This is a genomic window from Rhodoplanes sp. Z2-YC6860, assembly GCF_001579845.1.
Classification (GTDB): Bacteria; Pseudomonadota; Alphaproteobacteria; order Rhizobiales; family Xanthobacteraceae; genus Z2-YC6860.
Window position 1 is genome coordinate 6,827,910 of sequence record NZ_CP007440.1, and the last position, 13,191, is coordinate 6,841,100.

Here is a 13,191-nt window from a genome sequence, read left to right on the forward strand (position 1 = left end):
GTTAGGCGGCCTGGGTCATGTCGGCGGTTTGCTCTTTCAGTGCGGCGATCAGGCTTTGGCGATCGAACTTGGCGACATAGTCGTGGAAGCCGACGCGGCGGCCGCGTTCGATCGCCTCGGGCGAACTCGACGCGGACAGCGCGATGATCGGCAGTTCATTGAAGCGCGGCTCGCCGCGCACCGCTTCAGCAAGCTCGAAGCCGTCCATCTCGGGCATGTCGATGTCGGTGACCAGCGCTTCGAAACGGTTGCCTTTGCGGAGAAGATCGAGCGCGTCGCGGGCCGACGGCACCGCGGTCACCGAATAGCCCGCAGCCTTGAGCACCGGCGCCAGCATGTTGCGGAAGAACGCGGAATCGTCGACGAGCAGCAGCGGCCGCTCGCGCGAGGCGCTGCGCTGATCCCTGCGACGGAACCAGTCGGCGAAGGCCATCGGCAGGAAGTGGCCGATATCGACGATCTCGGTGGCCTGGCCGCGCACGATGGCCGAGCCAAGCACGCCTTCACGCTCGCTGCCGACCTGGATGTCGAGAACGTCTTCGACGATGTCGATGATCTCGTCGACCGCGAGGCCCATGGAGCGGTCGCCGTCGGAGAACACGAGCAGCGGCTGCGAGCCGTCGCGCTTCATCGCTTCGTTGCCGCCGATGTGAATGAGCGGCATCAGGTGGCCGCGGTACTGCACCATAAAGCGGCCGTTCGAGAGCTCGATCTTGGTGCAATCGATCTCTTCGAGCCGCGTGACGAGCGACAGCGGCACCGCCTTGGGCTGCGGCGAACCGGAGCGGAACACCAGCAAGGATACGGTGTCATCGACGGTTGCGCGCCGCTCGGTCTCGACATCGGCGTGCGCCGCCACGGTGGTGGCTGCGACGGAGCCGATCGACTGGGAGACGCCGTTCGGATCGATGATCAGGATGACCGAGCCGTCACCGAGAATCGTGTTGCCGGAGTACATGCCGATGTGGCGGAGCTTGCTCGCCATCGGCTTCACCACGATCTCCTCGGTGTGGAACACCGCATCGACCACGATGCCGAAGGTCTGCGACCCGACATGCGTGATGACGATGAAGCCTCTTTCCGGGATGGCGTGCTCGGGAACGAGGCCCAGCAGACTGCCGAGGCGAACCAGCGGCAGGAGCTTGTTGCGGAGCCGAAGCACGGCTGCGTCCTTGATGCGCTCGATGCGGTGCTCGGATTTGCCGTGCACGCGCACCAATTCGACCACCGAGAGCTGCGGAATGGCGAAGCGCTCGCCGTTCGATTCGACGATCAGCGCCGAGATGATGGCAAGCGTCAGCGGAATCTTGATGGTGAAGCTCAAGCCCTGGCCCTGCACCGAATGCACGTCGATGGTGCCGCCGATCTGATCGATGTTGTTGCGCACCACATCGAGGCCGACGCCGCGGCCGGACACGCTGGTGACGGTCTGCGCGGTCGAGAAGCCGGGATGGAAGATGAACTTGTGGACTTGCGCCTCCGACATGCGGTCGAGGTCGGCTTCGTTGGCGAGCCCCAGCCCCAGCGCCTTGTCGCGAATGCGCGCGGTGTCGAGGCCGCGGCCGTCATCGGCGATGCCGATCACGATCTGGCCGCCCTCGTGGTAGGCGGTGAGGCGGATGGTGCCCTTCTCGGGCTTGCCGGCGGCGATGCGCGCTGCGCGTTGCTCGATGCCATGGTCGGCCGAGTTGCGCACCATGTGGGTGAGCGGGTCCTTGATGCGGTCGAGCACCTGGCGGTCGAGCTCGGTGTCGGCGCCGTGCATCTCGAGCTCGATATCCTTGCCGAGCTCGGCGGTGAGGTCTCGCACGATCCGCGGCAGCTTCTGCCAGGCGTGGCCGATCGGCTGCATGCGGGTGCGCATGACGCCGTCCTGGAGTTCCGCGGTGACGTTGGAGAGCCGCTGCAGCGGCACCTTGTATTCGGAATCGTCGTGGCGGCGCGCGATGTCGAGCAACTGATTGCGGGTCAGCACCAGTTCCGACACCATGGTCATGAGCTGTTCGATGGTGTCGACGCCGACGCGGATCGATTTGTTGGCGACCCGCGCCTCGGCGCGATCGTCGTCGTCGGCCTCGGCCGCGACTTTCTTCGGCTCAGCCTTGGGCGCGGCGGCTGGCGCCGGCCCCGGCGCGGATCGGAACGCACGCTCCAATTCGTCGAGCGGCACCTCGCCAGGGCGCAGTGGCCGCTCCAGCACCTGCGGCACCAGTGTGCCGACCGTACGGCTGGCATCCGGATCGGCGGCGGCCTTCCGCGGCGCTTCACTCGCCGCCTGCGTCATCCGATTGAGCAAAGCGATCAGTTCGGCGTCGTCACCATCCGGCTCGCGTTCGGTCTTCTCGATGATGATGAGAATGTCCTTGATGCGATCGATGGTCGAAAGCACCAGCGTGACGGCCTCGCCGGTGACCGGCGCGCCGTCGCGGAATTTCGACATCAAGCCTTCGGCCGCATGCGCCAGCATTTCCAGACGCGGCAGGCCGATGAACCCGCAGGTGCCCTTGATGGTGTGCACGATGCGGAAAATGTTGGCCAATATCTTTGCGTTGTTGGGCTCCTGCTCGAAACGCACGAGTTCGACGTCGACAACGTCGAGGCTCTCGTTGGTCTCCACCAGGAAGTCCCGAAGCAGTTCGTCCATCGCAATCGGCCTTCGCCCGAGAATCGGAGGCCGGCTGGCCGTTCCGCTCGGGTCGGCGCAGTGTGTGGGGAAGCCGCTTAATTTCTGTTGAACGGATGGTGCGGGTTCGTTTCCGTTAACGCGCCGTTAACGGCAAAACGCCGCGGCGTTTTGCAACGCGACGGCGTGGAAATGTTCGCAATGACGATCGTCGACAGCTACCTTGCGGCGACGACGATGGCCTCGCCTTCCGGCGCCATGGAGACGCTCAGGCCGCAATTCTTGGCGAGCATGCCGGTGTAGAACGGCTGGATCGCGTGCGCGTCGATCGCATGGTCGCTCGGCGTCGCTGCGAGCAGCGGCGGGATCGCCTGCGGGATCTTGGCGTTGGTTCCGGTCACCGAGAGCTTGAAGCCGATCGTGTCACCCTCGCCGACCGGATCGACGACGATCTGGCCGCCGCGCGGGATCGCCTGCGCGGCCAGGAGCATCATGTTGAGCAGGAGCTTCACACGGTTCTTGGCCATCAGCACCCGCGGCAGGTTCCAGGCGAGCTTGGTCCTGTCGTCCTCGATCAGACCGCGCGCCACCTTCTCGGCATCGCCGGTGTCGATCTGAGCCCCGGCGGAACCGGCCGCGCCGAACGCCAGCCGGCAGAACTGCAGCTTGGCCGACGCGGTCTTAGCGCTCTTCTTGATCAGGTCCATGGCGAACTTGGACGTCTCTTCGTCCTTGCCGTCCTCCATGACTTCGAGGCCGTTCATGATCGCCCCCACCGGACTGATCAGGTCGTGACAAACCCGCGAGCAAAGCAGGGCAGCAAGATCGAGGCCTTCAAGGGCAATGGTGGTGCCTGACATGTCTGCGGTCTCCGAATGACTGAGGGACCCGTTTAGGCGATTCGGCGGCCTTCCGGGAATAACGCTGGGGACATCAACGGGAGACGGTCCGCCGCACCTCGGGCCAATAGCGTTCGGCGGCCTCGATCGCGCTGCCGGGGTCGTTGGCGAAGGCCTCCCGGGCTTCCTCGCTGTAGAACAGATAAAGCCGATGCTCCTCGATCGCCCAGAGCATCGGATGGCCGGGCGTCGCAGCACCCCGCACGATGGCCACCGGATCGTGGCCGCCGAAGCGGGGGGCGTAGACCTCGGGATCGGCCGCGAATGCCGCCATGTTGCCTTCATTGACAAAGCGCCAGCCGGCGCCGCCGTAGCGCACTTCGAAATCCGGCCGGCCGAGCCGCGGCTTACCGTCCACGAAGTAGGCCACCGGATCGTAGCCATCGATGGCAAGCCCGGTGTTGCGGTTGAAAACCGCCGGGTCGGCGGCCTGTGCAGCCGCGGGCTGATGCAAAACTGTCATCAGGAGCCAAGCCGCGCCCCACAGAATCGCCCGAGTGCCGGCCCATAGAGGGCGCGACTTTCGTTCCTGCCGCGCTGCCGTCATATTCCACGCCTGTGGTGCTGATTCGAGTGGATCGCCCGCCGGCAAAGCTAAGGCGGGCGCGTGAGCAACGCGTTAAGCCGGGGGCCTTCGCCCCCAATCTCGAGGGGGACCACCTGATGCGCGCCTTGATCCGTTTGTTGGCTGCGGCTGCCGTCCTTGGCACGCTCAGCGTTGCGCCGCTTGCGGCGCAGCCGCAGCAGGAGGCCCCGCCGCCCGGCACGCTGCCAGCCGGCGAAAGCCGCTTCTCGTCGGACGACATCGTCAATGCCGGCCACCGCTTCTTTGGCACGGTGTCGCGGGGTCTCGCCCAGATCGTCGAGAAGGCGGTCAGCCAATGGGGCCTGCCGAACGGCTACGTCCTGGGTGAGGAAGCCGCCGGCGCCTTCGTGGCCGGGCTCCGCTACGGCGAGGGCATCCTCTACACCAAGAACGCCGGCGACCTGAAAGTCTACTGGCAGGGGCCGTCGATCGGCTTCGACGCCGGCGGCGAAGGCGCCCGGACCATGATGCTGGTCTACAGTCTGCCGGCCACCAGCGCGATCTACGAGCGGTTCGGCGGCATCGATGGATCCGCCTACTTTGTCGGCGGCTTCGGCATGACGGCGCTGACCGCCAACAACATCGTCCTGGTGCCGATCCGCTCGGGTGTCGGGCTGCGCCTCGGCGCCAACATCGGCTACCTGAAGTTCACGCCGAAGCCGACCTGGAACCCGCTCTAGTCCGATCGTACGATTGATTTCGTCTCTGGCCGGGCCTCAAGGCCCGGCCTTGCCATATTTGGTCCCCATGAAACCCGGGCCGAAGGCGCCCAGCGCCGAGAGCCAACGCCAGTAATCCTGGCAGCGCCCGCGAGAGCGTGGCATGGTTGTGGCTCGGCAATCATCCCGGGTTGGAGGCCCCCGTTCATGATCGAGCCGATCATGTTTTTCGGCATTGGTTTTTTTGTCGCGAGTCTGCTTGGCCTCGTGCTGATTCCACTTGTGCATAATCGGGCCGTCCGGCTGACGATGAAGCGGCTTGAGGCCGCGACACCGCTGTCGATGGCCGAAATTCAGGCCGACAAGGACCAGCTCCGGGCGGAGTTCGCCATGTCGACGCGACGGCTGGAGCTGTCCGTCGAGCAGATGAAGGCCAAGACCACGAGCCAGCTCGCGGAACTCGGCAAGAAGAGCGACGCCATCAACCGTCTCAAGGTCGAGCTTGGCGAAAAGACCGCCGCGATCTTCTCGCTGGAAGCGCGCGAGAAGTCGCTGAAGGACCAGCTCTCCGCGACCGAGTCGGAGCATTCGGTGAAGATCGGCGCGCTCCGCGAAGCCGAGCGCATGCTGCAGGAAAAGCAGGGCGAGCTCTCGAAGCTGTCCTCCGATCTGGGCGAACGCTCCGCGACTGCCGACAGCACGCGCGTCGAGGCGACGGCGTTGCGCGTGCAGGTCGAGGCGCTGAAGGATCGCGTTTCCGGTCATGAGCGCGAAGCGCAGGAAATCAGCGACCGGCTCAACCGCGAGCGCAGAGACGCCTCCAAGGCGACTGCGGAACTCCAGGACGAGCGCGGCAAGGTCGAGAAGCTCAGCGACCGCGTGGCCCAGCTCGAACGCGCGCTGGTCGCGCAGACCACCGAGGCCGAGGTGCTTGGCCGCCGGGTGCAAGAGGTCGAAGGCCGCATGGCCGAGCAGGTGCAGGTCCTGTCCGAGCGCGAGATCGAAATCGCCCAGCTCAAGGACCAGGTTACCCAGAACCAGAAGGTCGAGAACGATCTGCGCGCAGAGCTCTCGGGTGCCGCGGGCAAGAGCCGCGCCGCGACCGAGAGCCTCGTCAAGGAAAAGGCGCTGATGGAGGACCAGCTCAACCAGGTCAGGGCCGAACGGACCAGGCTGCAGCAGGAAATCGCCGGCATGAAGCGCGAAGCCGAGCAGAGCTGGGCGGCCGAGCGGGTCGAGAATGCCCTGCTGCGCGAGCGGATCAACGACATCGCGGCCGAGATCGCCCGGCTCACGGTCGCTCTCGAAGGTTCCGATTCGCCGATCGAGGCGATGCTGGCGAGTGATCCCACCACGGCGCAAGCGCCGCGGCCGGCCAATGGCGAGCGCAAGCCCGCAGCCGAAGGCAAGGGCAATCTGGCGGATCGCATCCGTGCATTGCAGATGAAGGCGTCGCGGGTTCCCGCGGCCAGCTAGCCCCGCATCGCGGGCTATACATGCGGTGGTGGCATTGCGTCACCCGGAATCAACCGCCATGATATAACGGCGTTGGGGCGATATCAGAGCACGACGACCATGACGTTCGGCGGAATTCGTCGAGCTATCGCGAACTCGGATGTCCTGTCGCGAAGCTTCGCGACCATTTTGCTGGCAGGCATTCTCATCGCCACCGCCTGGCCCGCTACCGCCGAGTCCGAAAATCCGGAGATCGCCTATCGCCGCTCCATCGAACGGCGAACCTTCACCGACGCCGAAATCCTCGACGGGTTTTTCAAAGTGACGTTCGGCGCCGAGTTCCATGTCGCCGGCGGCGTCGATCGCATCCGCAAATATGCCGTACCGGTGCGCGTGTTCATCGACAATCGCGCCACGCCCGACCGGACGCTTCAGGTGCAGGCGGCCATCGGCGACATCCGCAGCCGCATCCGCAATCTCGATATCGCAACGACCGAACGCCGCGACGACGCCAACATGATCGTGTCGCTGGTGAACGACAGCGATCTGTCGCGCATGATCCGCACGATCTACGGCATCGATCGGGCGCGGCGCATCCAGCGCACGCTGGAGCCGCAATGCCTGTCGGGCTTCCGCAAGGACGAAGGCTCGCACATCCTGCGCTCCGACGTGATCATCACTGCCGACGTCGGCGAGTTCGTGTTCTACGACTGCGTCTACGAGGAGCTGCTGCAGGCGCTCGGTCCGATCAACGACGACACCACCGTGCCCTGGACCATGTTCAACGACGACGTCCAGATGGGCTTTTTCGATCTCTACGATCAATACCTTTTGAACATCCTGTACGACACGCGGGTCCAGCCCGGCATGACGCGGGCCGACGTGCAGACGCTGATCCCGAAGGTGCTGCCCGACGTGCGCGCCTGGGTCGAAGACAACAACAAAGGGCCTTAAGCGCCCTAAGTCTGCTGAGAGGATTGACGCTCTCGTCGTTCGTCCCCGCGAAAGCGGGGACGAAGCTTAAAGAGGCTGACGGCCGCTCTGGGCAGAACTGGATTCCCGCTTACGCGGGCATGAACGGATGCGGTCTTAGCGAGTCCCCAGCGGCTCGATCTTGAGGTTGGCGGCAAGATCGTCGAGCTGCTTGATCAAGGTCGCGGGCAGTGAAACGCCGTTGGCGTTCCGGTCGGCACGCCGCTTGCGGCGATCCTCGCCCGGCAGACGGATTTTGTCGAAGCCCGGCAGCGTCGGCGACGAGCGCAGATCGTTCAGATGCCGATCCATTTCGGCTGCGAACACCTCCGGCGCGATGAAGCGCGACACGTCGAGCGCTATGACGAACTGCCCGGTGTTGGTCGGGTTGTTGCCTGGCCCCAGCGCGTCGACCACGTCATGACCGAACGCGGCGCCGTTGAGCACGCCTGCAAGCAGACCGATGATCAGCGCGAGCCCCGCGCCCTTGTGCTCGCCGATCGGCAGCAGCACGCCTTCGCCGACCTTCTTCGGATCGAGGATCGGCTCGCCGGTCTTGCTGTGGATGACCCAGCCTTCTTGCAGCGGCTCGCCCGTCACCTGGCGCTGCCGGATGGTGCCGAACGACGACACCGACGTGGCGATATCGAGCACCACCGGTGCGTTCTTGCCCGCCGGAATGCCGACCGCAATCGGATTGGTGCCGATCATCGGCTCGGCGCCGCCCCACGGCCCCATGTGGTTGACCGTCGACACCGCCGCGTAGATGCCGACCATGCCGTGAGCTACCGGCATCTCGGCATAGATGCCAGCTGCGCCTGCGTGATTGGAATTGCGCGCGCCGACCCAGCCGATACCGGTCTCCCTGGCTAGTTCGATCGCCAGATTGGTGGCGTAGGTCATCACCAGATGGCCAATGCCGTCGTCGCCATCGACCAGCGCAGTCGAAGGCGCGCGCTTCAGCACCTTGATGTTGGGCTTGGCCTTGACGCGGCCCGACTTGAGTTGCGCCACATAGGGAGCAAGGCGAAAGATGCCGTGCGCGTCGAAGCCGGTAAGATCGGCCTCGATGAACTGCTTCGCAGCGATCGCGGCATCGGCCTCGGGCACACCGGCCGCGACAAATGCCTCGCGAGCAAAGGCGATCATCGCCGGAATGGCGTAGCGCTTGTTCTCAGTCATCGGAGTTACGCCGCGACGGCCCGCGCCTGGACCGGGAAATACTTCTCCAGCCAGTCATAGATCACCGTGCGCACGCGCGTGTTGCTTTCGGCAAACATGAAATGATCGGTCTCGGCGAAGAGATGCAGGTCGCACGGCTGGCCCGCGCGCTTGAACATCTCGATCGACTGCTCGGTCGGGGTCACCGAGTCGACCGACGAATGCAGCAGCAGGATCGGCCGGCCGTTGGCCTTGCCGATCACATCGTCGGCGCGGAAGTCGTACATGCTCTGCGCCGTCTCGGCGGTGAACATCTGGATGGAATTCCCGGCCAGATGACCGCGCAGATGCTCGGGGATCGGCACGATGTCGTAGCGCGGCACCATCAGCGACTTCCCGGTCTTCTCGCGATGATGCTTTCCTTCCGCCAGCATGTCGGTGAACTTCTTCCACGCCTCGGCGCCCGGATGCTGACCGCGGAACTTGCGCTCGCCATCGCCCCAGCCGCCCGACGAAATGGACGCCGCGACGCGGCTGTCGACGCCGATGGTGTAGACCGCAATCGCAGCACCGAAGCTCGACCCGATCAGGCCGATCCGGTCGGCCTCCACGTTCGGATGCTTGGTCAGAAACGTGAGCCCGTCGCTCGCCGCCTGCACCTGCTCCAGGCAGATGAGATTGCCGCGCTCGCCTTCGCTTTCGCCGCAGCCCGGCATGTCAAAGCGCAGCGTCACGTAGCCGAGCTTTTCGAACATGGCGCAGGGCTCCATGACGTTGCTCGAGCTCGAATTGCTGCCGAAGCCGTGCATGACGATGAAGGCCGGCCGTTTCTCGCCGGGCTTCACGCTGTCCGGCACCCGCACCGCACCCGAAAGCTTGCGGCCCATCGATTGAAACGTGATCTTGGTGTCGGACATTTTTGAATTCCTCCCTGCCCTGCGCATCCGCGCCCGCGGCATCATTTCCGTCAAAAATCCATGTGCCAGATGCGGATGCGGGTGTCCACGAAACGCTTTGTGGACCCGGCATGCGCAAATCCCGCGCGACAAAAGGCCGATTTAGGCGCAGTCGCGCGCCGCCAGCTTTTGACGGCAAAACCACAAAATATAGAGGGGTGCCCGGGCAGGTCGCCCATCTGTTGATACTTGTGCGGGGTCGACCTGAACTAACGCGCCGACCGCGCCAGCACGTCCATGAGTTCGGCGACCTTGCGGCGTTGCTCGGTCTTGTTGCCGCTCGCGATCGCGTGCTCGATGCAATGCGAGGCGTGATCGCGCATCACCTCATCCTCGGCTGCGCGCAGTGCGGCTCGTATCGCCGACAACTGCGTCACGATGTCGATGCAGTAGCGGTCCTCCTCGACCATGCGCGACAGGCCGCGCACCTGACCTTCGATACGCTGAAGTCTTTTGAGGACCGACGCCTTGGCTTCTGCTTGCATGCCGTCTATGTACCCCCCCAGGGTATACAATTCAAGCGAGCCGGCAGTCCGATGACAGACCATTCCCACCACCATCACCACGCCGGTCACGACCACACGCACCATCACGCTTCGGACGGCGCAAAAGCCTTGGACCCGGTCTGCGGCATGACCGTCGATCCGGCGGCCACGCCGCATCAGCACAATCATCACGGCGAGACCTATTACTTCTGCTCCGGCGGTTGCCGGACCAAGTTCGCCGCCGATCCAAACAAATATCTGAGCCCGCGCGCTGCCGCCGAACCGATGCCGGAGGGCACGATCTACACCTGCCCGATGCATCCCGAGGTGCGGCAGCCCGGCCCGGGCTCCTGCCCGATCTGCGGCATGGCGCTGGAGCCTGAGATGCCGAGTGCCGACGCGGGTCCCAATCCCGAGCTGGTCGACATGACGCGGCGGTTTTGGATCGGCCTGGCACTCTCGGTTCCGGTGGTGATGCTCGAGATGGGCGGCCATCTGTTCGGCTGGCATGGGGTCATTGAACCTGCGGCGTCGAACTGGATTCAGTTCGCACTCGCGACGCCCGTGGTGCTGTGGGCCGGCTGGCCGTTCTTCGAACGCGGCTGGCAATCGCTCGTGACGCGCAACCTCAACATGTTCACGCTGATCGCGCTCGGCACCGGCGTGGCGTGGCTCTACAGCGTGGTCGCGACGGTCGCGCCGTTTGCATTTCCACCGGCGTTCCGCGACGCCCATGGCGTGGTCGCGGTGTACTTCGAAGCAGCCGCCGTGATCACCGTGCTGGTGCTGCTCGGCCAGCTCCTCGAACTGCGGGCGCGCGAACAGACCTCCGGCGCGATCCGCGCGCTGCTCGATCTCGCGCCGAAGATCGCACGCCGCGTCGATGCTGACGGCACGGACCAGGAGGTGCCGCTCGACACTGTTGCCGTGGGCGACCTGTTGCGCGTACGGCCCGGCGAAAAAGTCCCGGTCGACGGCGTGCTGACCGAAGGCCATTCGACGCTCGATGAATCGATGGTCACCGGCGAGTCCATGCCGGTGACCAAAGACATCGGCGGGAACGTCATGGCCGGCACCATCAACCGCAGCGGCGGTTTCGTGATGCGCGCCGAGAAGGTCGGCCGCGATACGCTGCTGTCGCAGATCGTCCAGATGGTGGCGACGGCGCAGCGCTCACGCGCGCCAATCCAGAAGCTCGCCGATCGCGTCGCGGGCTGGTTCGTGCCGACGGTGATAGCGGTCGCCGCGCTGGCCTTTGCGGCCTGGGCGCTGTACGGCCCCGAACCGCGATTGACCTTCGGGCTGATCGCCGCCGTCACGGTGCTGATCATCGCCTGCCCCTGTGCGCTTGGCCTTGCGACGCCGATGTCGATCATGGTCGGTGTCGGCCGCGGCGCCGAGGCCGGCGTCCTGATCAAGAACGCCGAAGCGCTGGAGCGGATGGAGAAGGTCGACACGCTGGTGGTCGACAAGACCGGGACGCTGACCGAAGGCCGCCCGAAGGTCGCGGCGCTGGCCACGGTCGAGGGTGTCGACGAAATACAGATGCTGCGCTTCGCGGCGAGCGTCGAGCGCTCCAGCGAACATCCGCTGGCCCGTGCCATCGTCGAGGCGGCAAGCGAACGCAAGATCGAGCTCGCACCGGTGCGTGGCTTCGACTCGCCGACCGGCAAGGGCGCCATCGGCATGGTCGAGCGCCGCCGCGTCGCGCTGGGCAACGCCAACTTCCTGAGCGAACTCGGCATCACGACCGATGCGCTGCAAGCCTGGGCCGAGCAGCAGCGCCGCGACGGGGCGACCGCGATCTTCGCCGCGATCGACGGCAAGCTTGCGGGCGCCATCGCGATCGCCGATCCGGTGAAGGCCAGCACCCCGGAGGCGCTCGCCGCGCTGAAGGCCAGCGGCATCCACATCGTCATGCTGACTGGCGATAACCGCACCACCGCCGAAGCCGTGGCACGCAGGCTCGGTATCACTGAGGTCGAGGCCGAGGTGCTGCCTGACGGCAAGAGCGCCGTCATCGACAAGCTCAAGCGCGCGGGCCGCGTCGTCGCCATGGCCGGCGACGGCGTCAACGACGCACCCGCGCTCGCGGCCGCCGATGTCGGCATCGCCATGGGCAGCGGCACCGACGTCGCGATGGAAAGCGCCGGCGTCACGCTGCTCAAAGGCGATCTCAACGGCATCGTCAAGGCGCTCGCGCTGTCGAAGGCCGCGATGCGCAACATCCGGCAGAATCTGTTTTTCGCCTTCATCTACAACGCGGCCGGCGTGCCGATCGCGGCGGGCGTGCTCTATCCGGTGTTCGGCATTCTGCTTTCGCCAATCGTCGGCGCGCTGGCCATGGCGCTGTCGTCGGTGAGCGTGATCGGCAACGCGCTGCGCCTGCGCATCGTCAAGCTCGACTAGCGCCACTCGTGTCCCGGACGCGGTGCAGCGTGAAGCGAAGCGGAACGGTGCACCGCTGATCCGGGACCCCGGTTGCTTTCCGCATAAGGAAATAACCGGGGTCCCGGGCGCAGCGCATCACTTCGTGCTGCGCTGCGCCCGGGACACAAGGTCCGCTACGACTGCCCGCCGCTGCAATTGATCACCTGCCCGGTGATGAAGCTCGCATCCTCGGAGGCGAGAAACGCAATCGCCGCCGCCTGCTCCTCCGGCGTCCCGCGCCGTCGCAGCGCCTGCTGATTGCGGATGTCCTCCACCATCTCGCGGCGGTAGGCCGCCTCGTCCTCCGGCTCGTCGACGGTGACGCCGGGCTTGATGAACTGCCGCGGCACCACACGATCGGAAATGTCAGTGCCACCCGGCGCCATCGCGTTGATGCGGATGCCGTGTCGGCCGTATTCCAAAGACAACACCTTGGTCAGCGCCAGGATACCGCCCTTGCTGGTGGCATAAGGCAAACGGTAAAGCCCGCGCGTCGACTGCGAGCCGACATTGATGATCGAGCCCGATTGCTGCTTCATCATCACCGGCAGTGCCGCAAGGCAGCACCACATCGTCGGAAAAAGCGAACGCTCCAGTTCGAGCTTCACTTCGTCCTCGGTGTAAAGATGGTACGGCTTGATGAAGATCGTGCCGCCGACGTTGTTCACCAGGACATCGACCCGGCCGTAAGCCGCCACGGTCTTGTCGATCATGTCCTGCGCTCCGGCCATGGTCGACAGATCGACCAGCGCCTTCAGCGCCTCGACGCCATGCTCGTGCAACTCCGCAACTGTCTGCGTCGCGCCCTCGTCGACGCGATCGGCAACAACGATGATGCCGCCTTCGGCGCCAAGCCGCCTGGCGGTCGAGCGGCCGATGCCCTGCCCCGCACCGGTGACGATGCAGACCTTGCCCTTGAGGCGGCGGCCGCCCGCCGCCCGCGCGTCGAGTTCTGCGGTCATGAT

Annotated in this window: 11 protein-coding genes; 4 read left to right on the plus strand and 7 right to left on the minus strand. The window is 65.4% G+C overall.

Annotated elements, in window-relative coordinates; translation table 11 throughout:
• Nucleotide 1: 1 nt before the first annotated feature.
• From RHPLAN_RS31875 to RHPLAN_RS31885, 3 genes are all read right to left on the minus strand, one after another.
• A complete protein-coding gene (locus tag RHPLAN_RS31875; protein WP_068027138.1) occupies nt 2-2,644 on the minus strand; it encodes a hybrid sensor histidine kinase/response regulator in 2,643 nt (880 codons plus the stop codon).
• Between the two features lie 197 nt (nt 2,645-2,841).
• A complete protein-coding gene (chpT, locus tag RHPLAN_RS31880) occupies nt 2,842-3,483 on the minus strand; it encodes a histidine phosphotransferase ChpT (protein ID WP_068027141.1) in 642 nt (213 codons plus the stop codon).
• A 73-nt stretch (nt 3,484-3,556) separates the two neighbouring features.
• A complete protein-coding gene (locus RHPLAN_RS31885; RefSeq protein ID WP_068027143.1) occupies nt 3,557-3,985 on the minus strand; it encodes a YHS domain-containing (seleno)protein in 429 nt (142 codons plus the stop codon).
• Nucleotides 3,986-4,185: 200 nt separating this feature from the next.
• Between RHPLAN_RS31885 and RHPLAN_RS31890 the strand changes: the two genes are divergently transcribed.
• The 3 genes from RHPLAN_RS31890 (at nt 4,186) to RHPLAN_RS31900 (ending at nt 7,176) form a co-directional block, all read left to right on the plus strand.
• Nucleotides 4,186-4,788 (plus strand): DUF1134 domain-containing protein, encoded by a 603-nt coding sequence (locus RHPLAN_RS31890; protein ID WP_068027146.1) that lies wholly within the window; start codon nt 4,186-4,188, stop codon nt 4,786-4,788.
• Nucleotides 4,789-4,974: 186 nt separating this feature from the next.
• A complete protein-coding gene (locus RHPLAN_RS31895; RefSeq protein WP_068027150.1) occupies nt 4,975-6,243 on the plus strand; it encodes a coiled-coil domain-containing protein in 1,269 nt (422 codons plus the stop codon).
• A gap of 99 nt (nt 6,244-6,342) precedes the next feature.
• Nucleotides 6,343-7,176: a DUF2927 domain-containing protein gene (locus RHPLAN_RS31900; protein WP_084246681.1), complete on the plus strand. Its 834-nt coding sequence runs from the start codon at nt 6,343-6,345 to the stop codon at nt 7,174-7,176.
• Between the two features lie 135 nt (nt 7,177-7,311).
• Here RHPLAN_RS31900 and RHPLAN_RS31905 read toward each other — a convergent pair whose 3' ends face one another.
• The 3 genes from RHPLAN_RS31905 to RHPLAN_RS31915 form a co-directional block, all read right to left on the minus strand.
• Entirely contained in the window at nt 7,312-8,376 is a 1,065-nt protein-coding gene (locus RHPLAN_RS31905) for an Ldh family oxidoreductase (RefSeq protein WP_068027154.1), read from the minus strand.
• A 5-nt stretch (nt 8,377-8,381) separates the two neighbouring features.
• Nucleotides 8,382-9,272, minus strand: a complete 891-nt coding sequence (locus RHPLAN_RS31910; protein WP_068027158.1) for an alpha/beta hydrolase — start codon at nt 9,270-9,272, stop codon at nt 8,382-8,384.
• Nucleotides 9,273-9,520: 248 nt separating this feature from the next.
• Nucleotides 9,521-9,796, minus strand: a complete 276-nt coding sequence (locus RHPLAN_RS31915) for a metal-sensitive transcriptional regulator (RefSeq protein WP_068027161.1) — start codon at nt 9,794-9,796, stop codon at nt 9,521-9,523.
• Between the two features lie 51 nt (nt 9,797-9,847).
• Between RHPLAN_RS31915 and RHPLAN_RS31920 the strand changes: the two genes are divergently transcribed.
• Nucleotides 9,848-12,205, plus strand: coding sequence for a heavy metal translocating P-type ATPase (locus RHPLAN_RS31920; RefSeq protein WP_084246003.1), 2,358 nt, complete (start codon nt 9,848-9,850; stop codon nt 12,203-12,205).
• Nucleotides 12,206-12,360: 155 nt separating this feature from the next.
• Here the strand turns inward: RHPLAN_RS31920 and RHPLAN_RS31925 are convergent, their stop codons facing one another.
• Nucleotides 12,361-13,188 (minus strand): SDR family NAD(P)-dependent oxidoreductase, encoded by an 828-nt coding sequence (locus RHPLAN_RS31925; RefSeq protein ID WP_068027164.1) that lies wholly within the window; start codon nt 13,186-13,188, stop codon nt 12,361-12,363.
• Nucleotides 13,189-13,191 lie beyond the last annotated feature (3 nt).